23 protein-coding genes and 3 tRNA genes are annotated in these 24454 nt (G+C 49.0%); 17 read left to right on the top strand and 9 right to left on the bottom strand.

Annotation, left to right across the window (positions count from 1 at the left end; translation table 11 throughout):
* Positions 1-41 precede the first annotated feature (41 nt).
* The 6 genes from AXA67_04460 to AXA67_04485 are packed head-to-tail and all read left to right on the top strand — an operon-like array spanning position 42 to position 5401.
* Positions 42-662: a hypothetical protein gene (locus AXA67_04460; GenBank protein ID KXJ41590.1), complete on the top strand. Its 621-nt coding sequence runs from the start codon at positions 42-44 to the stop codon at positions 660-662.
* Between the two features lie 5 nt (positions 663-667).
* Positions 668-1612, top strand: coding sequence for an ABC transporter ATP-binding protein (locus AXA67_04465; GenBank protein ID KXJ41591.1), 945 nt, complete (start codon positions 668-670; stop codon positions 1610-1612).
* The gene (locus AXA67_04470) at positions 1609-2364 is read left to right on the top strand and encodes an ABC transporter permease (protein KXJ41592.1); all 756 of its coding nucleotides are present in this window, start codon (positions 1609-1611) and stop codon (positions 2362-2364) included. Before AXA67_04465 ends, AXA67_04470 begins: the two co-directional genes overlap by 4 nt.
* Entirely contained in the window at positions 2361-3734 is a 1374-nt protein-coding gene (locus tag AXA67_04475) for an ABC transporter (GenBank protein KXJ41593.1), read from the top strand. The genes AXA67_04470 and AXA67_04475 overlap by 4 nt, the downstream gene beginning before the upstream one ends.
* A 1-nt stretch (position 3735) precedes the next feature.
* Positions 3736-4584: a hypothetical protein gene (locus tag AXA67_04480; protein KXJ41594.1), complete on the top strand. Its 849-nt coding sequence runs from the start codon at positions 3736-3738 to the stop codon at positions 4582-4584.
* A 1-nt stretch (position 4585) separates the two neighbouring features.
* The gene (locus AXA67_04485) at positions 4586-5401 is read left to right on the top strand and encodes a 5-hydroxymethyluracil DNA glycosylase (protein ID KXJ41595.1); all 816 of its coding nucleotides are present in this window, start codon (positions 4586-4588) and stop codon (positions 5399-5401) included.
* An 8-nt stretch (positions 5402-5409) separates the two neighbouring features.
* Here AXA67_04485 and AXA67_04490 read toward each other — a convergent pair whose 3' ends face one another.
* The 7 genes from AXA67_04490 to AXA67_04520 form a co-directional block, all read right to left on the bottom strand.
* Positions 5410-6123 (bottom strand): hypothetical protein, encoded by a 714-nt coding sequence (locus AXA67_04490; GenBank protein KXJ41596.1) that lies wholly within the window; start codon positions 6121-6123, stop codon positions 5410-5412.
* A gap of 357 nt (positions 6124-6480) precedes the next feature.
* Positions 6481-7698: a pyridine nucleotide-disulfide oxidoreductase gene (locus AXA67_04495; GenBank protein ID KXJ41597.1), complete on the bottom strand. Its 1218-nt coding sequence runs from the start codon at positions 7696-7698 to the stop codon at positions 6481-6483.
* A 188-nt stretch (positions 7699-7886) separates the two neighbouring features.
* On the bottom strand, positions 7887-8627 hold the full coding sequence (locus tag AXA67_04500) for a hypothetical protein (GenBank protein KXJ41598.1): 741 nt from the start codon (positions 8625-8627) through the stop codon (positions 7887-7889).
* A 3-nt stretch (positions 8628-8630) separates the two neighbouring features.
* Positions 8631-9167, bottom strand: a complete 537-nt coding sequence (locus tag AXA67_04505) for a two-component system response regulator (protein KXJ41599.1) — start codon at positions 9165-9167, stop codon at positions 8631-8633.
* Complete coding sequence (locus tag AXA67_04510) at positions 9160-10491, bottom strand: hypothetical protein (GenBank protein KXJ41600.1); 1332 nt, start codon at positions 10489-10491, stop codon at positions 9160-9162. The genes AXA67_04505 and AXA67_04510 overlap by 8 nt, the downstream gene beginning before the upstream one ends.
* Positions 10492-10882: 391 nt before the next feature.
* Entirely contained in the window at positions 10883-11374 is a 492-nt protein-coding gene (locus tag AXA67_04515) for a hypothetical protein (GenBank protein KXJ41601.1), read from the bottom strand.
* A gap of 29 nt (positions 11375-11403) precedes the next feature.
* Positions 11404-12039, bottom strand: a complete 636-nt coding sequence (locus AXA67_04520) for a hypothetical protein (GenBank protein ID KXJ41602.1) — start codon at positions 12037-12039, stop codon at positions 11404-11406.
* Positions 12040-12991: 952 nt separating this feature from the next.
* Between AXA67_04520 and AXA67_04525 the strand changes: the two genes are divergently transcribed.
* The 10 genes from AXA67_04525 (at position 12992) to AXA67_04570 (ending at position 22470) form a co-directional block, all read left to right on the top strand.
* Positions 12992-13076, top strand: a tRNA-Leu gene (locus tag AXA67_04525).
* A gap of 84 nt (positions 13077-13160) precedes the next feature.
* The gene (locus AXA67_04530; GenBank protein ID KXJ41603.1) at positions 13161-14465 is read left to right on the top strand and encodes a trigger factor; all 1305 of its coding nucleotides are present in this window, start codon (positions 13161-13163) and stop codon (positions 14463-14465) included.
* Positions 14466-14496: 31 nt separating this feature from the next.
* Positions 14497-15108, top strand: coding sequence for an ATP-dependent Clp protease proteolytic subunit (locus AXA67_04535; GenBank protein ID KXJ41707.1), 612 nt, complete (start codon positions 14497-14499; stop codon positions 15106-15108).
* 271 nt (positions 15109-15379) lie between these two features.
* Positions 15380-16654, top strand: coding sequence for an ATP-dependent Clp protease ATP-binding subunit ClpX (locus AXA67_04540; GenBank protein KXJ41604.1), 1275 nt, complete (start codon positions 15380-15382; stop codon positions 16652-16654).
* A 277-nt stretch (positions 16655-16931) separates the two neighbouring features.
* Positions 16932-19325, top strand: coding sequence for a DNA-binding protein (locus AXA67_04545; GenBank protein KXJ41605.1), 2394 nt, complete (start codon positions 16932-16934; stop codon positions 19323-19325).
* Positions 19326-19499: 174 nt separating this feature from the next.
* Complete coding sequence (locus tag AXA67_04550) at positions 19500-19769, top strand: DNA-binding protein HU (protein ID KXJ41606.1); 270 nt, start codon at positions 19500-19502, stop codon at positions 19767-19769.
* A gap of 19 nt (positions 19770-19788) precedes the next feature.
* Positions 19789-19864: transfer RNA gene (locus tag AXA67_04555), tRNA-Val, on the top strand.
* 6 nt (positions 19865-19870) lie between these two features.
* A tRNA-Asp gene (locus tag AXA67_04560) sits at positions 19871-19947 on the top strand.
* Positions 19948-20025: 78 nt separating this feature from the next.
* Positions 20026-21909: a hypothetical protein gene (locus tag AXA67_04565; GenBank protein KXJ41607.1), complete on the top strand. Its 1884-nt coding sequence runs from the start codon at positions 20026-20028 to the stop codon at positions 21907-21909.
* A 138-nt stretch (positions 21910-22047) separates the two neighbouring features.
* Complete coding sequence (locus tag AXA67_04570) at positions 22048-22470, top strand: hypothetical protein (GenBank protein ID KXJ41608.1); 423 nt, start codon at positions 22048-22050, stop codon at positions 22468-22470.
* Here AXA67_04570 and AXA67_04575 read toward each other — a convergent pair.
* Entirely contained in the window at positions 22446-23195 is a 750-nt protein-coding gene (locus AXA67_04575; GenBank protein ID KXJ41609.1) for a hypothetical protein, read from the bottom strand. The two genes, AXA67_04570 and AXA67_04575, sit on opposite strands and share 25 nt — an antisense overlap.
* A gap of 74 nt (positions 23196-23269) precedes the next feature.
* Here AXA67_04575 and AXA67_04580 point away from each other — a divergent pair, with 74 nt between their 5' ends.
* On the top strand, positions 23270-23581 hold the full coding sequence (locus tag AXA67_04580; GenBank protein KXJ41610.1) for a hypothetical protein: 312 nt from the start codon (positions 23270-23272) through the stop codon (positions 23579-23581).
* 46 nt (positions 23582-23627) lie between these two features.
* On the opposite strand, the gene AXA67_04585 is transcribed toward AXA67_04580, so the two are convergent.
* Positions 23628-24446: a tRNA 2-thiocytidine biosynthesis protein TtcA gene (locus AXA67_04585; GenBank protein ID KXJ41708.1), complete on the bottom strand. Its 819-nt coding sequence runs from the start codon at positions 24444-24446 to the stop codon at positions 23628-23630.
* Between the last annotated feature and the right edge of the window lie 8 nt (positions 24447-24454).

Raw genomic sequence — 24454 nt, forward strand, 5'->3', positions numbered from 1 at the left:
CCGCTTGCCGTATACTACGGAATTTCGGTATCTTATTGTTCATGATTAAAACTTACCGTAACCAAGCGCTGGCCCTGGCGGGGCTGGCCCAAGCCGTTCACTTGGTACAACAAATCGCCAAACGGGGGCATGTTGACCGCGAAGCGATGGCAAACAGCATTGCCAGTATCTTGAAAATCGATGCCGACACGGTGGATGAAATCTACGGCGGCCCGGCAGGGGTACGCGATGGCTTGCTCAAATTGCTTCAACAATTGGGCGCCCGCCAGCACATCGATCCGGAGCACGCCCGTTATTGCGCCATGCTGGTTTTTCTGCAGGGGAAATTCGCCCAGCAACCTAAAATGCTACAGCAAGTTCGTGAAGGGGTTGCGAAAGCCGCGGAAAAAGCGGAGCAAACTTCAGTACTGGATGATGAAGTGCTGGAGATTCTGGCCAACACTTATCAGCAAACCCTGAGCACCATCGGGCCAAAAGTAATCATTTCCGGAGAGCGAATGTACTTGTCAGATCCCGATAACGCCATTAAAATACGCGCCCTGCTATTGGCGGCAATCCGCTCCATTGTACTCTGGAAACAATGCGGCGGCGCCCGCTGGAAATTCCTGTTCAACCGCCGCCGGCTGCAACAAGCCACCCAAGCGTTGTTGGATAGCATATAAATTCAATGCTCATTGAAGCCGAACAACTTTACTGTTTCTATGGTAATCATTGCGCCGTAGAAAATTTGAATCTGTCCCTGGATAAAGGGGAGATAGTGGGTTTTCTCGGCCCTAACGGCGCGGGCAAAACGACAACGATGCAGATGTTATGCGGCACCCTGGCGCCCAGTGCCGGGCAAATCCGCATTAATGGCATTGATCTGTTGGAAAAGCCCAAACAAGCCAAACGCTATTTGGGGTACTTGCCGGAAATTCCGCCGTTGTACCGAGAATTGACCGTCAACGAATATCTGGATTATTGTGGGCGATTACACGGACTGAAAGGCCCCTCCCTGACACAAGCCAGGGAAAGCGCCAAAGAGCGCTGTGGACTGACTGATGCCAGCACTCAATTGATTGGCAATCTCTCCAAGGGATACCAACAGCGGGTGGGCATTGCCCAAGCCATCCTGCATTCCCCGGAAGTAGTCGTTTTGGATGAGCCGACCGTGGGATTGGATCCCAACCAAATCCGGGAAATCCGGGAACTCATCCGGGAACTGGGTCAGGAACATGCGGTTCTCCTCTCCTCCCACATCCTGCCGGAAGTCCAGGCTTTGTGCAGCCGTGTCATGATTATTCACCAGGGTAAAGTTGCCCTCAACGAATCCACGGCAACCCTGGAACAGCATGTGCATTCTTCGAGTTTGATTCTGGAAACCCGCTGGCCCGTCGATCTCGAATGCCTGACCCATTTAGATGGTGTCCAGTCCATCAAGCCAATTTCTGAGATCCGCCACCGCTACCAAATATTTCACGACAAGGAAGTCAATCCAGCGGAAAAAATTGCCGCCATTATCGTGGCCAAGCGTTGGGGTTTATTGGAATTGACACCCGTCCGCCAATCCATTGAACAAATTTTTGTCGAAATTACCCGGCAGGAAAAAGAATCCGACGAGGCAGAAGCATGAATGCTTTTACCATTGCCGCAAGAGAACTGCGCAGCTTGTTCCTTTCCCCTTTGGCCTGGTCCATCCTGGGTGTGGTGCAGTTGCTGCTGGGGTTTATGTTTTTGACCCAGGTGGAATATTTTCAAATGATTCAGCCGCGCATTGCCGCCCTGCCTGATAGCCCCGGCGTGACCGACTTGGTGGCGGTCCCCCTCTATGGCAATGCCGCCGTCATACTCCTGTTGGTTTCGCCTTTGTTGACCATGCGTTTGATCAGTGAAGAACGGCGCAACCAGACGCTTAGTTTGTTGTTTTCCGCCCCCGTTTCCATGACTGAAATTATTCTCGGGAAATTCCTCGCGGCTTTTTTCTTCATGGCTTTGGTAACATTCATGATTACGCTCATGCCGCTTTCCCTGCTGATGGGCACCTCCCTGGATCTGGGCAAACTCGCCGCCTGCGCGACGGCTTTACTGCTGTTATTGGGCGCTTTTAGCGCCATCGGATTATATATGTCCACCCTGGCCACGCAACCGATGGTGGCTGCCGTTGCCACCTTTGGAATTTTGCTATTGCTGTGGATCATCGACTGGAGCAGTACCATTGGCACGGGCAGCGGGGAAGTTCTGGAATACCTGTCCATGCTCCGGCACTTTGAAAATCTACTCAAGGGTATGATCAGCAGTACCGATGTGATGTATTTTCTTCTGGTAATGCTAACGTTTATTGTCCTTAGTATCCGCCGCCTGGATGACGACCGATTGCAAAAATGAAGATCACCAGAAATATTCACCAGCAACTGCGTTGGCAAAATTTCATTTTTACCCTGCTTTTCCTGGTGCTCGTAGGTCTGTTGGCGTGGGTATCACAGCGTTTCGAATTCCAATGGGACTGGACTGCCAATAACCGCAATACACTTTCCGAAGCAAGCCTGAAGGTACTGGAACAACTGGATAAGCCGGTCAAGATCACCGCCTTCGCCCGGGAGAATAATGAAATCCGGGGCCCCATCAAAGAGCTGGTAAAACGCTATCAGCGCCGCCAACCCCAAATCAGTCTGGAATTTGTCAATCCCGACTTGCATCCAGATCAGATACGGGAATTGGGCATCACCATGGACGGTGAATTAAGAATCGAATACGGCAAACGCAGCGAATTATTGCAAACCCTCGACGAGCAATCCTTGACCAACGCGTTGATGCGGCTGGCGCAATCCCAAGAAGCCAACATTCTTTTCCTCGAAGGTCACGGGGAACACTCCCCTTTGGGCGATGCCAATTTTGACTTGGGGCAGTTTGGCCGCACATTACAGGCCAAGGGATTTAAAATTCATCGATGGAATTTGGCAAAACAACCAGACCTCCCGGATAATACGGCGGTACTGGTCATCGCCAGCCCCCAGGTACCCTACCTGCCAGGGGAGATAAAAAAAATCCAGACCTTTCTTGACAAAGGTGGCGCTTTGCTCTGGCTGGCAGAACCCGGAAAACCCATGGGACTTGAGAAAATCGCCAAAACGCTTGGCATTCGTTTTCTTCCTGGCACTATTGTCGATACCACGGGCCAATTGTTAGGCATTCAAGACCCCACTTTCGCGCTGGTGGCGGAATATCCACCCCATGCCATCACCCAAGGATTTGAAAAAATCACGCTTTACCCCCAAGCCGTGGCTATAGAAAGAGCACCGGAAAGTCCATTTACAGGGGAGCCTTTTTTAAATACCTTAGCCCGGTCCTGGACCGAGACAGGCCCGTTTTCAGGGGAAATCAAGTTTGACCCAGATAGCAACGAACAAGAAGGGCCACTGACCCTGGGCATGGCGCTTACCCGGGACATTGAATCACAATCAGACTCCAAAAATGCAACCGTCAAAACCCAACGAGTTGTTGTTATCGGAGACGGGGATTTTTTGGCCAATGCCTATTTGGGCAATGGCGGCAATCTTGATTTGGGCGTCAATGTCATTCAATGGCTGACCCATAATGACCAATTCATTAATATTCCCGCTAAAACCGCGCCGGACAAGCAATTAAATCTCTCTAGTGCAGCAGTAGCCTTCATTGGCTTCTTCTTCCTCCTGGGCCTGCCTTTGCTTCTGATTGGCACCGGCGTGGTGATTTGGTGGCTGAGAAGGAAGCGTTGAGATGCTGGGTAGTCGTTGGTTGCTCAATCTATTTTTACTCATCGCCATAGCAGGTTTGGGTGTGTGGGTTTACTGGCTGGAAAAGAAACCGGAAGCACCTCAAACCACATTGCTGGATCTGAATCCAGAAGCGATAGACGCTATTGTCATTCAAAAACAGAAAGGCCGGATTGAGTTACGCAAACAGGGGGATCATTGGCAAATGACCCGCCCTTATCAAGCCCGGGTGGATTCCTACCAAATAGAACAACTCCTCTCTCTGCCCAAACAAACCAGTCAAGCTCAATACCCGGCTTCGGAGGCAACTTTATCCAACTTTGGCCTGTCGCCCCCTAAGGTCACCGTCATATTAGGGGAAACCCGCATAGATTTTGGTAATACCCAACCGATTGATGGCCGCCGCTATGTTAGGGTTGGCGATACTTTACATTTAATCGACGACTCGGTTTTTCCGCTTTTAACCGCCCGCGCCAGCGACTGGGTAACGCGTAAACTACTCCCCAGCGACGAAATCCGGGCTTTAACCTTGCCGGGCTGGAAAATCCGCCTTTCCGAAAAAGGCACGTGGCGCTCAGAACCAGAAGCGTCCCAAGAAACTTTGGCTCAGTTTGTGGACACATGGCGCCAAGCCCGGGCCATTCAAGTCAGCCCTTTAAAAGGCAAACCCAAAAGTGCTTCCGAAACGATTACTGTCCAGTTAAAAGATCAAACCCTCAAGTGGATCATCCAGCAACAGGAGCCTGAGCTGATTCTTCTCGACCCACGACAAAAGCTGCGTTATCACTTTTACGGCAGCAGCGGCAAAAAGCTGCTGGCGCCTGAACTGCCAAAAGCAAACGGCAAAAAATAACATGCCCGAGCTGCCTGAAGTCGAGACCACCCGGCGGGGTCTCGAGCCCCATCTTATCGGGCGTCGATTTATAAGAGTCACCGTCTATCAACCCCGATTGCGCTGGCCAGTGCCGGGAGACATGGAAAAAAAAGTTTGCGGCCATGAAATCCAGGCGGTGAAACGGCGGGGAAAATACCTTTTGATTGAAACCGACGATGGCACTTTAATCCTGCATTTAGGGATGTCCGGGAGCCTACGCCTGTCTTCTTCCCTCCATCAAAGCAGTCCCCACGATCATGTGATTTTTACCCTGGATAACGGTACCTGCCTTATTTTCCGGGACCCCAGGCGGTTTGGGGCGGTGTTATGGACTCCATCCCTACCTGAATCCCACCCTTTGCTTCGTCACCTAGGTCCAGAACCCTTAGATGACCAGTTTGACGGCGATTACCTTTACCGACAATCAAGGCATCGCAAACAAAACGTTAAATCCTTCATCATGGATCAACACATAGTCGTTGGGGTCGGAAATATCTACGCCAATGAAGCATTGTTCTGCGCCGGCATTCGCCCTACCCGCGCAGCCGGGAAGATTGCCAAACAACGCTACCAACGGCTCAGTCAATGCATCAAGGAAGTGCTATTGCGCGCCATTGGCCGGGGAGGAAGTACTTTAAGGGATTTCGTTAATGAACAAGGACAACCGGGTTATTTCCAGTTAACTTTGAATGTTTATGGGCGGGAAGGACTGCCCTGCCCCCGTTGCGGGAAGCCTATCAAACGTATCACCTTGGGGCAGCGGGCGACCTATTACTGCCCCCGCTGCCAGCATTGACACAGCAATCAGAAGGTAAATTCTTCATCCAGCGGCGCCTCTTCCCCGCCGCCATTTTCCTCGCCTGCTTCGGGTGAACCGGCCTCATCCAGCAAACCTTCGGCCTCGTCCCCCATTTCTTCCAGCTTGTCCTCGAAACGGGCACCCATATCAATACTCACCGTAGTGCCTGTGGGCAGGGTCAGTTTATGACCTACTTCGGTAAAAGAAAACTGTAATTTGGCTTTCAGGGTTCTGGGACCTGCAATCAAATAGCGCTTTTTCCCCTTTTTGTCAATCAGGGCGGATTCTACGTCTTCCCCGACCGTATGTTTAAATGTCTCTGCAATCAAATCTTCCTGGCCACCCTGAGAAAAATAGCCAGAAAATTGAATTTTATCGCCAGTGGGCACGCCCAATCCTGTCGCAGTGGCGAAAAAACCTTTCAATTTTGTGCGCGCCATGACGTAACCGTTAGGCCCAGGCGGGAATGAATGCTGAAAGTCAATGACCACTTCTCTCGGCTCCCCGATGGCAACAAAGGTCACATTGTGAATACTCAAAATATCCCGCTTGCTGTCACTAAAGCATATTTGCGGGGTTTTGCCCGCTTCACTGGGGAGAGCTTTAACTCCGGGATAAGCTCCTAAAATGTTAATACAAGTCTCCTCCTCGCCCTTAGGAATCAGTCTCTTTCCTTGAATGATTACTTCAAACGCATACAATTTGGTGCTTAGCAACAAGACACCTAAACCAACTAGTCGAGCGACTTTCCTCAGCATACATTCCCCCACCAAATACAGTTCAAATTCCACACCGAAAATCCGGAGAATAACGCAGTAAATGCTATTCTTACCGTACCATTATAATAGAACATGCCTATAAAGATTTGGCAGCTTGAGATTGCTTTAGTACGGGGGTATTTTTTTCCGTGAGACGTTGTAAACTCTTCCATATGGGCTTGATGGCGGCCAACCAGACCGCCAAAACCGACGGAAGAAATGCTTCACCGCCTTAGCTGTGCAAAATTTATAGGCAAGTATATAGAAACGCCGGACTTCAGGTCCGGCGTTGTTATTTTTGCACGTTAAGGTTGAATCTTAGCTTAAAGGCCACATGGGCGTATCGCCGCCTTTTAGCAGCACGTTCCAGTAATACCAAGGCAGGAAATATTTCTTAAAGTAGTACATGCTGCGGCGCTCCTTGCTTTGATCGATGGGGAACGTTTCCTTGGGTTGCAGGTTATAGTCAAATTCAGCCAACACCAATTTGCCGTAGCCTGTCACCAGCGGGCACGAAGCGTAACCATCGTAAGCGGCAATTCCCTCCCCTCCGGCCAGGTCGGTCAATAAATTACTGACCACAACATAAGTCTGGCTTCTAGCAGCGGCAGCGGTTTTGGAATTGGGCGTACACGTACAATCGCCCAATCCGTAGATGTTTTTGTACTTAACGTGGCGCATGGTGTATTTGTCCACCGCCATCCAACCGCCTTCACCCGCAAGTGGGCTTTGCTTGAGGAAATCAGGTGCCCGCATGGGAGGGGTCACATGTAGAAAGTCAAACGAAAGGGTTTCTTTTTCCCCACCACTGACTGCTTCAAAGGTAGCTTCTTTTTTATCGGGATCAACGGCCACTAAGTGATGCTGGAAATGGGTATCGATAGCTTTGCGCTTCAATACTTCGTTTAAGGTTTTGGAATACCGCTTTACGGGGAAAATCCCAGGCGCTGCGGAATAAAACATGAGTTTGGTTTTACCCCTGACATTCCGCTTGCGCCAGGCATCGTCCGCCAGATAGGTAATCTTTTGGGCCGCGCCGGGGCATTTGAATGGCGGTTTGGGCTGGGTAAAGATGGCCGTGCCACCAGAAAAATTCTTGATTGCCTCCCAGACCTGGGGCGCCAAATCATATTCATAAATGGAAACCACGCCGATATTTTTTTGCAAGGCTTCCTTCAAGCCAGGCACTTGTTCCCAATCAATTTGAATCCCGGCAGCCACTACCAGGTATTCATAATTGACGGTGTTTCCACTGGTTGTTTTTAAACAATTGTTATCAGGATCAAAGGTATCCGCCCCGTCCTGAATCCATTGCACCCCTTCCGGAACCACCTTTGACATGGGCCGCCAGGTAGATTTGGGTTTCATTTCCCCGCCGCCGACCAATGTCCATCCCGGTTGGTAGTAATGGACATCCTTGGGCTCGAGTACTGCGATATCCAAATCTGGTTCAATTTTTTTCAAATGCGCGGCAACTGCCAGACCTGCAGTCCCGCCCCCGACAATGACTATTTTGTGAGAAATCGTATCAGCCATAATTCTTAATCCTCTTAAAATTCCAATTTTTTAGATTATTTTGTTATAAGCATAAAACAAATGCGTAATTATGATAACCAAGTCGTTCCTTCATGGGAAGTGATGTTTATTCACAAAATCTGTGGAAAGCTCTGTGCAAAAGTCCGGAATTGCTTGCTTTCCATACCCTGCCAGAGATTGTACAAATCCTAGGCAGCAATCTTCCCATGCAAAAACTTCAGAAACCGACGGGCATCTTCAGCCATACGGCTGTTGTTGAACAATACCCAGTTAGGCTTATCAAAAGCAACCTTTTCCGCTAAAAATTCAAAATCTTCCTCTGAATAGCTGTAGTGGTAGTGATAAGCAGGTTTGCCGTGCAGGCGAAAATAATTCAGCCGTTGCGGCAAAGGCGTCCGGAGAAAAGGATCGACTGCATGAATCAAGCCTAATTCTTCGATTAAAGGCAAAACAATCTCATCCGTCCAGGCAGGCCCTCTTGGTTCAAATACTAAAAGCAACGCTTGGCGGTCTATTTGGCTGAGAAAATACCGCATTCGGGAAAAATTTTCAGTACAAGGTTCAAAACTGCGGGGAGTTTGCAGAACGACAGCAGAGGCTCGAAGCGCTTGGGCAATTTGAATGGTTTGTTGCCACGCTTTTTGGGTAAGCTTGTTCCACCGAAATGAACCGGCCTGCGTTTTTTCTTTGCCTAAAAGCTGCATTTTCAAGCGCCTGTAGGTGGGACTACTGGCTTCATGGGTGATCAATTGCCAAGCTTTGAGCGTAAAAACAAAGTCATTAGGCGCTTGAGCACGCCACCGCTCGGCAGTCAATACCAACGGAGGATGGTAAAAAGTTTGCTGAACTTCAAGAATCTGGAAGTCTTGAAATAACTTGGACCTTGCTTCAGGAAACCCGCAGACACCGACCCGAATTTCAGCCTTCATGGTTCATTCTCGAACAGGCCGTTTGTCGAGTTTCCGCTGCAAAGTTCTTCGATGCATGCCCAGCGCTCTTGCAGCCGCTGAGATATTACCATTGTGTTCCATCAATACTTTTTGCAAATACTCCCATTCCATGCGTTTGACGGAAAGCGGTTTATCTTTGACCTCCACTGCGGCATCCCCTTCTTGTTTGTGCAGCGCCGCCAGAATCTCATCGGCATCGGCGGGTTTGGTCAAATAATGTATTGCCCCCAGCTTGATCGCTTCCACCGCCGTGGCAATGCTAGCGTAACCGGTGAGAATGACAATCCGGGTATTCGCATCCAGTGATTTGAGTTGCTGAACCATTTGCAGACCTGAATCATGGCCAATTCTCAAATCAATCACGGCGTACTCGGGCATCAACGCTTTTGCCAACTTCAGCCCCTGCTCCAGAGAGGTAGCAATGCTCACTGAAAACCCGCGTTTTGTCAGTGCGCGTTCCAACACCTGGCAAAAGGTTTCATCATCGTCAACCAATAATAATTGTGGATCATCACTCATTGCTTTGTCCCTTAGGGTTTGTCGTAAACAACGGCAGACTTATACGGGTGTGGGTACCACCTCCAGGGCCCGGTTGCATGGAAATCTCGCCCCCCATCCGTTCAATGGTGTTATAGGCTAGAAACAACCCCACGCCTAATCCTTGCTTCTTCGACGGTACAGGATGTTTTCCTAACGCTTGGGTCAACGCGGGATTGATACCCGGCCCCTGGTCTTCAATCAAAAGTTCCAGCCTACTTTGATTCCATCGCGCTTTAAATGAAATAGCTTGAGGAGAAACATCTGCCGCATTATTGAGAATATTCATCAGAGCATGGCTTAGGGTGCGTTCGGCGAGTATATTGGCTTCTTCGATATTTGATTCCATTTCGAAATTCAAGGCGACCCCTGGGCGTTGCTTGCGCCACGCTTCGATCAATCTCTCCAAGTATTGTTTTACCGGCTCTAGATGACCTGCCTCGGCCCTTAATTGACCTGCGGAAGCAGACATGACCGATAAGGCGTTTTTACAGCGATCAATTTGATCCTTAAAAATCAATAAACGCTGACGCAATTCTTGATGCGATGCGCCGTCATAATCCTCCAATAATTCTTGAACAATGATGGCCATCGTCCCCAATGGCGTTCCCATCTCGTGGGCCGCGCCCGCCGCCAGGGTTCCCAATGCCACTACCTGCTCATTTATCAGTGTTTGCTCCCGCACCTCCGCCAGTTTACGCTCCCGTTCCCTCAGCGTATTTGCCATTTCCACGACAAAATATGCCACCAATCCAGCGCTGAAAACGAAACCTACCCAAGTACCAAACGCATGCAGTTCAAAAGTGGTATTTTCAGCCAATGCTTGACTGGGTAGCCGGTCGGCTTCCACCTTTTCCACCGGAATTTCCGGAAGCGGATGAAAATAACCAATTAAATAGGTATAGCAACTACAAGTTAATCCCATCATATACCATGTATATTTTTGAGGCAGGATCGTCGCTGTCAAAATCAACGGTAATAACAGAAACCAAGCCATTGGATTGGTTGCGCCACCGGCAAAATAAAGCAATGCGGTAATACTGACCACATCCAGGCACAAATGAAGAAATAACTCAGGCTCATCTACCGCGTAATCGTGCTGCAATCGAAACCAGGTAAGACAATTCAAGGCCGCCATGGCGGCCAGTACATTCCACAGTGGGTCAGTATCAAGATCTATTCCCGCGCCGAACACGGTAATCAAAATCACCAAGGCGGTTGCGGTAATCATTAGATTTCGCAAAAGAAACAACCACCGCAGGTTTTGACGGGCGGCGTCTTGGGAATCTAAGGGGGACTGTAACATTAAACCTTTATGCTCAAATTAATTGATGGTGAGGATTTCCTTCACCTCCCATGCGACAATTTGCCGCATTCCATAGTTCAGCACATCTTGATATGCTTTCCATAAGTGGTGAAAGCTCATTCACCTCCAATGTGCATGTACAAGCGTGCGATTTCCTCCTTAATTTGCAGGGAGACACTCTCCCTGCGGATTTTCTTTTTTAATTTCATTCCCAACTTTGCTTACATGCGACAATTTGTCGCATTTGAAACAAAACCATTCTTTGCTATTATTAAATTGTGTTCGGTATTTACTACCGAACTCGCAATACTGCATGACAGTAGTGCGATTACTCCTCCTCTTTGACAGCAGGGCTAACACCCTGCTGTTTTTTTATGCCCACCGATATTATTTACTTAATAATTGCCTGAATTCCTTCTCGGGCACAGGCAACGTCCAACATCGCCCCAGGAGCGCCACCGACGCCAATAGCGCCCACTACGTGATCGCGCACTTTAATTGGAATACCGCCACCGAGGAGCAAAATCCTTTCATTCATTCTCCCTAACGCCTGAATCTCTGGTTTTTTTGCAATCAGCGCCGCCAGTTCGTGGGTTGGTTTACGCAGACTTAAAGCCGTATAAGCTTTTCTTTGGCTACTATCAAGGGTGTGGGGGCCTGCTTTTTCATCTCGCAGCAGTGCTAATAAATTTCCGGCGGCATCAACCACCGCTACGCTGACGGTATAATCATTCTTTTGACAGGCTATTAATGCAGCCTGTGCAGCCGTTTTCGCGCTTTGCAGAGAAAGGCTGGGTTGCCTGTTTAAATCAATGCCATAAACAGGCGCAACCACTAAAAATATCAACCAATAGATTAAATACTTGATACAAGACATTTTCATTCCTCCTAATGTTATATTCCTGCGACAATTTACGATTCCATCACCGCCTTTTCCCAGGCCAGCACTTCCGCCAGGGTTTTGACTAATAATTGCCCCGCATTATCAATATTATTGGCATAAGACAATATGCCGTCTCGATGACCTTTCATAACAATAATGCCAGAAAAAGGACGTCTTATTACCAGCGCGGCGACAGCCTTGGCCATGGCCGGGGTGCCATACTCGATAGAACAGGGTGTCTGAGGATAGTCCATCATATCCGCCGCCTGCCATATTTCCGGGCAATGGCCGTGGATAACGGCATTGACCTGGTATGAAGCTTGATAAACAGCCGCATGGGTCAATGTTTCCGAGGAAGGGGGTATAGGGCCTTGCGCCCACACCCGGCCGGTCTCTAACGCCACTTTTTCAATCACGCAATAATGCTCTCTTCCCAGGCTGGCGTTGCCGCCAGTTTGGGTGCCTGAAATAATAAAACGCTTTCTGCCGACACGCTGACTAATGTTGCCGTAACTCAATCCTTGATAGCGGTTTGGATCCTTGCCAATCAAGCCAAGCCTAAAAAAAATGGTCCGCCACGCTTCCAAATGAGGAAAACCTTGCCATTCCGAAGGCGGAGACGGGGTATATTCCAAATCAAATTTAATCACCCCTTCGCTGGTCATGGCGTTCTACCCCAAACCAACAATATCCCTGTACAAACCATTAACCACAAGGCTGTACCGATACCATTTACCCCATCAAAATCTCCAATTAAAAATAACCAGGGACTATCCTTGGTTAGATCCGAAATCACCCGGGTGGTTTTGATTATTATGATCCAACTAGCATGAATACCCACGCAATACCCTAAGCAATTCAAGCGCCAGCGAACTGCACCAAGCAAGATGCCGACAGAAATCAACGCCAACATCACATCCCATTGCGCCCTCGAAAACCATTGAGAGAATGCTATCACTGCCATTTCCAGTCCTCTAAGGAGCGTAACCTGGGTGTCCACGGGCCATTCGCCCCTTAAAAAATGCAGTCCAGCAAAATAAATGGCGTTGATAATAATACCGAATGGGATGGAGGCATAGCGCCATAGGAGCCCCAAAAGTACGCCTCTAAATACCCATTCCTCCAGAACCGCCACCAATAACGCAATAATGAAGAAGGCAGGGATTTTTATAGCAACACTGTGGGACATTTCCGCCATAGAACCATTCAAATGGCGTATATCAAAAGCAAATTGCAGCCATAAGACAGGGGCTATAATCAGAAAGCCCATGCCAAAACCACTGCCAAAGGCCCTAAAAATGTGTAGCCCATCCAGGCCAAAAGCACCCAAATCTTTAAGCGTCAGGCGAAACAAATAAATGATTACAATCGTGCCAAGTATCATCACTAACTGAGTACTTCGCACTACTAACGAATCAAAAGCTAATGCTTGACTGAAGGGATAAATAAGATAAGCTATTACGGTTCCGAGGATGGCAGATGCCATAAGATAAAGTAGGGGCAGGCTCAAAAGCCCAAGAAGCCGCACCCAAGGTGTTCGGAAACCGATAGTAAACATTGTAACCGAATTCTTTATTTCATAAGAAAGACCAATATAGCATCGAATAAACTTTTCCTGCGAATGTGGCGGAACTGGTAGACGCGCTGGATTTAGGTTCCAGTGGGGCAACCCGTGAGAGTTCGAGTCTCTCCATTCGCACCAAACATTACTTTATGTTGCGCAACATTTTGCAATAACCTCCAATGAATCATTTAAAAACCAACTCCATTCCGAGGTAATCCCACCATGCAGATCTCCGTCGAGTCGACGTCCGAAATCAGCCGCAAAATGCAGATCCAGGTACCTGAAGAAAAGGTCCGGGAAGAAATCGACACACGATTAAAGTCACTTGCAAAACGTGTCAAAATTGATGGCTTTAGACCCGGAAAAATACCTGAGCGAGTGATTCGGCAACGATACGGCAAACAGGTTCGGGAAGAAGTGATCTACGATCTGATCCGCTCCAGTTTTTCCCAAGCGCTTCAAGAACAAGATCTGCGTCCTGTTGGCGAACCCCAGATTACCCCACAAGAAATGGCCGAAGGCAAAGGCCTGGAATATACGGCTCAATTTGAAATTTACCCTGAAATCAAGCTTGCGGCGCTTGAGTCCCTGGAAATCAAAAAACCCGTCTGCCAGCTTAGCGACGAAGATCTGGAGCAAATGATCCAGCGCCTTAGGGAACAAAAAAAGCAATGGCACGAAGTTGACCGCCTCGCGCAGGAAGGCGATCGGGTAACTATTACATTTGAGGGGCTTCTCGACGGCGAGCCAATCGGCAATGGAAAATCCGAGCACTTTGAAATAGAACTGGGTTCAGGCAACATGATTCCTGGTTTTGAAGACCAGCTCAAAGGCGCCAAAGCGGGAGATCATCTGGAATTTGAATTGACTTTCCCCGAAGATTATCACGATGAAAAGCTAGCTGGTAAAAACGTCCTGTTTAAAGTAGAGATAGAGAAGGTAGAAGAAGGCACACTGCCGGAAGTGGATTCCGACTTTGTCAAGGAATATGGCATTGAAGACGGTGATATCGAAAAATTCCGGGAAGAAGTCAAAGCCAACATGGAAAGACAAGTCCAGGCTGCGCTTAAAGAACAAACCAAAAACAACGTGCTCGACGCTTTATTTGAAAAAAATCCCATTCCAGTCCCAGAGGCGTTGGTCAAACAAGAAATCCAAAGGACCCTGGCGCCCTTGGGAGACACACTCAAAAATAATCCCGAAATTTTGAACCAACTGCCGCTAGATCAAATCCAAGAGAAAGCAAAAAAGCGGGTAGCGCTGGGGCTGCTATTATCTGAAGTGATCAGGACGAATGAACTTAAGCCTGACCCTGAAAAGATACGCAGTGCAATCGAAGCATTAGCAGAAAACTATGAAGATCCAGAAGAAGTGATCCAGTACTATTCTTCTAATCCTGAGGCGCGGGCGCAGATTGAAAACAGCGTCCTGGAAGATCAAGCCATCGAATGGATTCTGGAACGCGCCAAAGTGACAGAAGAACCCATTAGTTTCGAAGAACTGGTTAAAGAACGTCAATCATCTTAAAAAATAGAGTAATTCTTTTATGACTCATCCGATCTCTGATATTACAAGCCAACTTGTTCCGATGGTGATCGAACAGACACCAAGAGGCGAACGCGCTTTTGACATTTACTCCAGGTTATTAAAAGAACGCGTTATTTTCATGGTGGGACCTGTGGAAGACCACACCGCCAATCTCATTGTCGCCCAATTGTTATTCTTGGAATCGGAAAATCCCGACAAAGATATCCACCTTTATATCAACTCTCCAGGCGGCCTAGTCACTGCGGGACTGGCCATTTATGACACCATGCAGTTCATCAAACCCGATGTGAGCACCATGTGCATGGGTCAAGCCGCGAGCATGGGTGCTCTGTTGCTTGCAGGTGGCGCGGAAGGGAAAAGATACGCCCTGCCCCATTCCCGGGTGATGATTCATCAGCCATTAGGCGGCTTTCAAGGCCAGGCCAGTGACATCGATATCCATGCCCGGGAAATTCTGCAAACCCGGGACCGGTTGAATCGTATTCTGGCTAAACACACCAGCCAAACCCTGGAAAAGATCCAGCAAGACACCGACCGGGACAACTTTATGAGCAGCAGTGAAGCCCTGGAATATGGACTGATTGATAAGGTCTTGACCAATCGCGCCAAAGCGGATGAATAAAATTGACCTTTTTTTCGCTTTAATTGGAAAATCCTCTTACAGGGTTTATGCTGTTATGGAAGGTCTGAATAATTCATACCTTCCTGTGAAACAAGGAAGCCTCGCAGAACAATCAAGTTTGTGGAAAAACCGGGAATAGTATGTTTCGTTTTTTGACGCTTTGAGAATTCAGGGAAGAATGATAAAGAGCTTCTATAATGTTGAGGTTTGGAAGGGCTGATTTTGGCTCCTAACACTAAAACCGTTTATATGTCTTTGTTTGAGGTAACTTATGAGTGACGCCAAGCGCGGTAAGGACAAAGAAGGGAAATTGCTCTACTGCTCCTTTTGCGGCAAAAGCCAACACGAAGTCAGAAAACTGATTGCGGGCCCTTCCGTTTTCATTTGCGATGAATGCGTCGAGCTCTGTAACGACATCATCCGGGAGGAACTTCAAGAAACCACAGGCTCAGGAGATGAAAGGCTCCCCAAACCGAAGGAAATCAAAGAAGTTTTGGATGAATATGTCATTGGCCAGGAAGAGGCCAAAAAGGTACTGTCGGTTGCGGTCTATAACCATTACAAAAGGCTGCGCGCCCAGACCAAGAAAAATGATGTCGAACTGGCAAAAAGCAATATCTTGCTCATTGGACCAACTGGTTCCGGTAAAACCCTGCTAGCGGAAACGCTAGCCAGAATGCTGGATGTTCCTTTTACTATCGCCGACGCCACCACGCTGACAGAGGCGGGCTATGTAGGTGAAGATGTCGAAAATATCATCCAAAAACTACTGCAAAAGTGTGAATATGACGTGGAGAAAGCGGAATCCGGCATTGTCTATATCGATGAAATCGACAAAATTTCCCGCAAAGCCGACAATCCATCCATCACCCGCGACGTCTCCGGTGAAGGCGTGCAACAGGCCCTGCTTAAGCTGATAGAAGGCACCATCGCATCGGTACCCCCACAAGGCGGACGCAAACACCCTCAGCAAGAATTTTTGCAGGTCAACACTGCAAATATTTTGTTCATTTGCGGCGGGGCTTTTGCCGGCCTGGAAAAAATCATCCGCGAGCGCTCAGAGAAAGGTGGTATTGGGTTTTCCGCCGAAGTGAAAAGCAAGGAGGACTCCCGCAATGTCGGCGAGATTCTCACAGAAGTGGAAGCCGAAGACTTGATTCGCTACGGTTTAATACCGGAATTCGTCGGTCGTCTACCCGTCATTGCCACCCTGCAAGAACTGGATGAAGAGGCCTTGGTGAGAATCCTGACAGAGCCGAAAAATGCCTTGGTCAAACAGTACAAGCGGCTGTTCGAGATGGAAGGTTGCGAACTGGAAATCCGAGAAGATGCCCTAAAGGCCATCGCCCGCAAGGCCATGGAGCGCAAAACCGGCGCCCGGGGCCTTCGCACTATCTTAGAGCACGTGCTCCTCGACATTATGTACGAACTGCCCTCTTCCGAAAATATCACCAAGGTTGTCATTGACGAAAGCGTTATCAAAGGTGAATCCAAACCTTATCTTATCTATGAGAGCAACGACAAACAGCGCGCCTCGGCAGAATAAACCCTTACCAGCACTGCACCTTGACCATAGGGATTTGGTCATTTTGCAGATTGGATCAATTCATCATCAACAATCATTGTTAAAGTTGCCTGCAACTTGATACAAATCAAGATTGATGGGGGATAACCCGATTATCGTGCCCCTAAACCCTCAAGCTCTCGCCGGTGTCTCTATGGCAATTTTTGCCTTCCAGGCTTGTAATTCTGAGACAAATTCACCATATTTATACCAACATACCATTTTCCACTTCCCCGGAAATTCCATAGGATCCTAATTTATGTCAGCGGAAAAACTCATTCCTGTCTTACCTTTACGTGACGTAGTGGTCTATCCCCACATGGTCATCCCCTTATTCGTGGGCCGCAAAAAATCCATTGAAGCCCTGGATGCGGCGATGCGCGACAACAAACAAATCTTTCTGGTGGCGCAAAAAGATGCGGAAATGGATGACCCTGGCTTTGACGATATCTACCGAGTGGGAACCCTAGCCACGATTTTGCAACTGCTCAAGCTTCCCGACGGCACGGTAAAGGTGCTTGTAGAAGGCAATCAACGCAGTCTTGTGGAAGGTCTCTGCGAAGTCGGAGGCACCTACATGGCCCAGCCCGTGCCTTTACACGATGTTTGCGCGTGCACGGAACAAGAACTGGATGTCTTGGTTCGCACCGCTATCAGTACCTTTGATCAATATGTCAAATTAAACAAGCGTATTCCACCGGAAGTCCTGAACTCTCTTTCCGGCATTGATGAACCAGGCCGCCTGGCAGACACCATCGCCGCCCATATGACGCTCAAGCTCGAAGAAAAACAGGAAATTTTGGAGATGAAGGATGTCTCCGCCCGCTTGGAAAAGCTTATCCTGCTCATGGAAGGCGAAGTGGATATCCTGGAGATGGAAAAACGTATCCGCGGCCGCGTCAAGCAGCAAATGGAAAAAAACCAAAGGGAATATTACCTGAATGAGCAAATGAAGGCCATCCAGAAAGAATTGGGTGAACTGGATGACGCACCCAATGAAATTGAAGAATTGGCGGAGAAAATCGCCAAATCGGGTATGTCCAAAGAAGCCCGGGGAAAAGCCGAGGCCGAGCTTAACAAGCTCAAGATGATGTCCCCCATGTCAGCGGAAGCCACGGTCGTGCGCAATTATATCGACTGGATGGTCAGCCTGCCGTGGAAAAAGCGTACCAAAATCAGTGAGGACTTGATTAAAGCCCAGGAAACCCTAGACGCAGACCATTATGGGCTGGAAAAGGTTAAGGAACGGATTCTCGAGTATTTGGCGGTCCAGCAGCGGGTGAAAAAAATGAAAGGCCCCATCCTGTGCTTGGTCGGACCACCAGGCGTGGGCAAAACCTCCCTGGGTCAATCCATCGCCAAAGCCACCAATCGTAAATATATCCGCATGGCTTTGGGTGGCGTGCGGGATGAAGCGGAAATCCGCGGTCACCGCCGCACCTATATCGGCTCCATGCCCGGCAAAATCGTACAGAATCTTGCCAAAATCAAAACCCGTAATCCGGTCTTCATGCTGGATGAAATTGACAAAATGGCCATGGATTTTCGCGGCGATCCGGCCTCGGCGTTACTGGAGGTGTTAGATCCAGAACAAAATCACGCCTTTAGCGACCACTATTTGGAAGTGGATTTCGATCTCTCCGACGTGATGTTTATCGCTACGGCGAATACCCTGAACATCCCGCCGGCGCTGCTCGACCGCATGGAAGTCATCCGCTTGCCTGGCTATACGGAAGACGAAAAAGTCAAAATCGCCATGCGTTACCTGATCCCCAAACAAATGGAAAACAATGGGCTCAAGCCAGAAGAAATCCATTTCAGCGAAGGCGCGGTCAGAGATATTATCCGGCTTTACACTCGTGAAGCAGGCGTCAGAAACCTGGAACGGGAAATTGCCGGCATCTGCCGCAAGGTAGTGAAAAACCTGCAAGAAAAACCCAAGATTAAATCCGTTAGAGTTACTTCCAGAAACCTGGAAAAATACCTGGGCGTTCCCCGTTACCGTTACGGTCAGGCGGAAGAAACCAACCGAATTGGCCAAGTGACCGGGTTGGCCTGGACGGAAGTGGGCGGAGAACTGCTGACGATTGAAGCTGTAGTTGTTCCGGGTAAAGGCAAACAAATCTATACCGGGAAACTCGGCGAAGTCATGCAAGAATCCATTCAAGCGGCATTGACCGTCGTTCGCAGCCGCTGTGAAGTATTAGGGATTGATCCTGAGTTTTATCATAACCGGGATATGCATATTCACGTCCCGGAAGGCGCAACCCCCAAAGACGGACCCAGCGCCGGTATTGGCATGTGCACGGCATTGGTATCTTCTTTAACCGAAATCCCGGTCCGCGCCGATGTCGCCATGACCGGCGAAATCACGCTTCGGGGGGAAGTCCTGCCCATCGGCGGACTCAAAGAAAAGCTGTTGGCCGCCCATCGGGGAGGCATACGGACGGTCATCATCCCTAAGGAAAACGAGAAGGATTTAGCGGAAATCCCTGCCAATATCAAACAGAATCTAGAAATCATTCCCACCCGGTGGATTGACGAGGTACTTGATATTGCACTGGAATTTCAACCCACCCCGATGGAAAAAAAGACCCAGACTAGCAATAAACAGAAATCTACCTCAAGAAGAAAAACCGTGACGGCCCATTAATTGGGCCGTCATTTCAATAGAATCCTACGAAAATAAGGCAGGATGCGGGTTGACAGAGCTTTCTCCGGACTGCTATAAAAGCAGCACCATTTGCGGAGACTGCGTTCAAGCGGGCTGCAAATTGAATTGTCACCAGGATAGTCAACCGTTTCCACATAGCACAAGGGGGATTAAATGAATAAAGCTGAACTTATCGATGCGATTGCCGACAAAGCCAATCTCACAAAAGCCGATGCAGCCAGAGCACTGGACGCTTTTATCGACTCGGTTACTGAAGCGCTAAAAAAAGGCGACAATGTCACTTTGATCGGTTTTGGCACCTTTACTGTCAAAGAACGTAAAGAACGGCAGGGGCGCAATCCTCGCACCGGCGAACCCATGACTATTAAAGCCGCTAAAATTCCTGCGTTCAAACCTGGCAAATCGCTGAAGGATGCAGTATAATTTCCTCTTGATTTTCAGGGGGTGCTTAGCTCAGCTGGGAGAGCATCGCCCTTACAAGGCGAGGGTCGCAGGTTCAATCCCTGCAGCACCCACCATGCTCTGGAGTGGTAGTTCAGTTGGTTAGAATACCGGCCTGTCACGCCGGGGGTCGCGGGTTCGAGTCCCGTCCACTCCGCCATTACGAAAAACCCCGCAAATGCGGGGTTTTTTATGCCTAATCCTATTTTTATTTTTCTTTGGCTTTTGGAAATTTGCCATGCTACAGACCATTCGAGACCGTGCCCAAGGTATTTTTGCCTGGATTATTCTCATTATGATCATCGTCCCCTTCGCCCTTTGGGGGATCCAAAATTATTTCGACACGGGCAAAGAACAACCCATTGCCGTGGTTGGCGACCGGGAATTCTTCGAACGCGATCTGCTGCGCCTCTACGAACAACAATACGCCCAATATCTGGGCAAAAGCCCCTACAGTGAAGAGGAGCTGAAAAAACAAGCCTTGGATCGGCTCATTGACGACGAGGTTCTTGCCCAGGCCGCGGAAAAAAAGAAATTAACCGTCAGTAATGCACAAATAGCTCAATTTATCCGCTCCTTGCCTTTTTTCCAAACGGACGGCAAATTTGACGAAGAAAAGTATCGCAGCCTTTTGGTGGCACAAGGCATGAGCGTGCCTCAATTCGTCGCCCAGGTCCGTCGCAGTCTCATTTTGGAGCAACTTCGGCGCAGTATTATTGATTCCAGTTTTGCAACCGATCCACAGGCGCAGCAGTTTTATCAGCTCCAATACCAGACTCGCAAGATCGCTTATGCCGTACTCCCTTTAGCAGAGGAGAACATCGAAGTCAGCCCCCAGGAAATTGAAGACTTCTATCAAAAGCATCAGGATCAATTCCGTACGCCAGAGCGGGTGGCTATCAACTACCTAACCCTTTCCCTCGATGATATCGCTAAAACCATCACTCCTTCCGAAGAAGAGTTACGCAACTACTATGAAGAGCAAAAACAGGTCTATACGACACCGGAGGAACGCCGCATCCGACATATCCTGATTGCCACCACTCCGGAAAGCACCGCGGAGGAAAAACAAAAAGCATTGGAAAAGGCCCGTGAAATCAAGCAACAGTTAGAGCAAGGCGCCGATTTCGCGGAATTGGCAAAGCAGTTTTCTGAAGATCCTGGATCAAAAGACAAAGGCGGGGATCTTGGCTTTGTGCGCCGCGGCCTAATGGAAAAGAACTTTGAAGAAGCCGCTTTTTCACTCCCGAAAGACGCGATTTCCGAACCGGTTGAAACCCCCTTCGGTTACCACATCATTCAAGTGACAGAAATCAAACCTGAGAAAATCAAGCCTTTCGAAGTTGTCAAAAAGGATATCCTCAAAGAGGTTCAGAAATTAAAGGCCGAAGATCAGTTTTATCAGTTGGGAGAACAATTGGCTCAGCTGGCTTACGAAAACCCCCAAAGCCTAGAACCGGCTGCGCAAGCCATGGAGTTATCCATCCAAAAAACCGACTTTTTTACCCGCAGCAAAGGAAAAGGCATTGCCGCCAATCCTAAAATTAGAGAAGCCGCTTTCAGCGAGGATGTCCTGGCAGGGAATAATAGCGAACCTATTGAGCTTGACGACGGCAAAATTGTTGTCATCCATTTGCAGGAGCATCAACCTGCGCAATTAAAACCGCTGGAAGAACTCAAGCAAACTATCATCGAACGGATACGCAAACAGAAAGCAGAAAAACAAGCCAAGGCTCGCGCAGAGCAATTGATCACCCAGCTCAAGCAGGGCAAAACGCTCGAAGACATTGCAAAACGAGAAAAGCTCGAAATAAAAACCGCAAACCTCAACCGCAGCACTCCCCGCATGGATATCATGGAGATTGCTGATGCAGTTTTTAAAGCCCCTAAACCCACTCAAGAAAAGCCGGTGTTCGAACTAGTTACCCTCGCCAATGGCCAACCAGCCATTGTTCAGATTCAAGAAATCACCCCAGGCGATTTTGCAAAATTAAAGCCTGAAGAAAAACGCGGATTAAAACAAAACTTGGCCCGACTATTCGGCTTATTAACCTTTAAGGAATATCAAAGCCAATTACGAGACGAAGCCAAAGTAGAAATCAATTGGTCGCCGCAGGAATAAAGTATCCCAAGATTCGATACAATCATACCCGGCTTCCTATATAGCAGTACTGTAAAACAGCATAACCACGCTTTCTTCATCTCTGGTTAAGACAATAGGGTTACCATATCGCTTATTTAACCTGAAAGAGAAATAGCGATGCGCCTACCTCTAACATTAGCCATGTTGGGACTAATTCTTTTAATGGTGGGCTGCGCTTCCCAGCCCATTGTTTATCCCAATGCCCAATATCAACAGGAAGGTCCCGAAGGGTTGCAAGCGGCGCTTGAAGAATGTAAAACGCTGGCCAATCAGGCAGGGGCTTCCCGGCTTCAGTATGTCGGCAAACGCAGCGCGATGGGAACACTTAGAGGCGCTGCTTATGGTGCCGCTAGCGGCGCGGTAGGTGGGGCGATTTCCGGAGGTGCGGGAATTGGCGCGGCGATTGGTGCTGCCAGTGGTGCCACATGGGGATTGTTGAGCAGCCTGTTTTCTGCCTCGACTCAACCTCACCCGGCGTTCCGTAACTTTGTGAACCGCTGCTTGCGGGATCGGGGTTACGAAGTTGTTGGCTGGGAATAATTTGACATCTTGACGCGGGAGCCTATTTTTAGCCTCAGCACATCGTCCGCCCGGCCTTGGTTGACGGCAATCTCCACCAACCCAATAGAGTTTTGATACCACAATGGCGAGCCTTTGGGGACGCCGGAGAAGGTGGTACTAAAACCAATTTTTTGATTGTTAACTTCTAACCCCTGGCCTGCCATTTCGTCTCGATAGGCTATGCCGGTCATGGCATTGCCGTAATGATCGATATAAATCACCTCGGCTAAGTCATCTGGCCACCCGGACAAATCCGGCCCTGCCCAAGATTGGAGCCAATCGTGTTCTTCCCCCCTGGCAATCCTGGCTGCCACTGGTGCGAATAAATCGCGGCCATGAAAACTGGCAGACAGGTTTCCGGGCCGCCAGATAATTTGATACCAGGAAACCGGACTCGAGGCCTTCAGGGCCGTCACGTTGAATAATCCATTATCGGGTCCCACAAACCATTTTCCGTCCGCTTTCAAGGCAACTGGCAGCCGCTCGCTTCCCACCCCAGGGTCCACAACGCATAAAAATACGGTATCTTGCGGCCACCAGTGAGCCAGGGCCGCCAACAGATAGGCACTGCGACCGGGATCGGTGGCAGGTGCATTATTGATCAGATCAATCACTTCAATGCCCGGTGCTTGCCGGCGCAACACCGCCTGCATCTGTCCTAAATAAGGCCCGTGGCAACCAAAGTCTGTAAAAGTCACCAACATTTCTACCCCCCAGTAGCGAGTAAAATGATCAATTAGATGGTCAAAATTAGTACTTTCCCATAGGAGTTTAACCGATGAAAGTTCAAATTGAGTTCTCCTTAATTCCCATCGGCGGCGATCCCCACCTCTCTGAAGACATTGCTCTCTGTGAAAAAATCCTGGCCGATTATGGTTTGGAGGTAGAGTTACACGCCATGGGCACTAATATCGAAGGGGATTGGGATGCCATTATGCAGGCATTGAAAGCCTGTCATGAAGCCATCATGGAAAAAGGCAGATCACGGATTTATTCAGTGCTCAAAATCGTGGCCAGTCGTGAAGAGGAAAAATCCTTTCAAGAAAAAGTCGCCAGCGTCCGGTATCAGCTGGAAAAGTTGATGAATTGAAACGTATCTGTTTCCATCGAGCCCCGCAGCCATGGCCTTGGGAGCTTCATATTTCGTATACGCTGGAAAGTTCCCTGATACTTTCCAGGTTCTCAAAATCGAATAATTTGCCATCGGCCAGTTGCGAGGGAGAAACGTTTTGTAGTGCTCGGAATATGGTTTCCAGGCGTCCTGGGTGGCGTTTTTCCCAGGTTTGCAGCATGGCCTTCATGGCCTGGCGCTGCAGATTATCTTGGGAACCGCAAAGATTGCAGGGAATGATGGGGAAATCCATCAGCCGGGCATAAGCGGCGATATCTTCCTCCTTGCAATAAGCCAGGGGCCGGATGACGATATGTTTTTTGTCGTCGCTGAGGAGCTTGGGTGGCATGGCTTTGAGTCGTCCCCCGAAGAACAAGTTGAGAAAAAAGGTCTCGAGAATATCATCGCGGTGGTGACCCAAAGCGATCTTGGTAAACCCGTGCTCTTCGGCAAAGCCATATAATACGCCCCGCCGCAAACGGGAGCACAATCCGCAAGTGGTCTTGCCCTCGGGAATAATCTCCTTGACCACGCTGTAAGTGTCCCGCTCGATGATGTGATAGGCAATACCGCGTTGCTGAAAATATTCGGGCAGGACGGTTTCAGGGAAACCGGGCTGTTTTTGATCGAGATTGACCGCCACCACCTCAAACCGGACCGGCGCGGTTTGCTGCAAATTCAGCAATATTTCCAGCAAGGAAAAAGAATCCTTGCCGCCGGAAACACAGACCATCACCTTGTCGCCATCCTGGATCATGTTGTAATCGGCGATGGCCTGGCCCACGTTACGGCGCAAACGCTTTTGCAGTTTGTTAAACTCGTAGCGCTGACGCCCTGTCAGCATGGCAAATT

The sequence above is a fragment of the Methylothermaceae bacteria B42 genome (assembly GCA_001566965.1).
In the GTDB taxonomy this organism is placed as follows: Bacteria; Pseudomonadota; Gammaproteobacteria; order Methylococcales; family Methylothermaceae; genus Methylohalobius.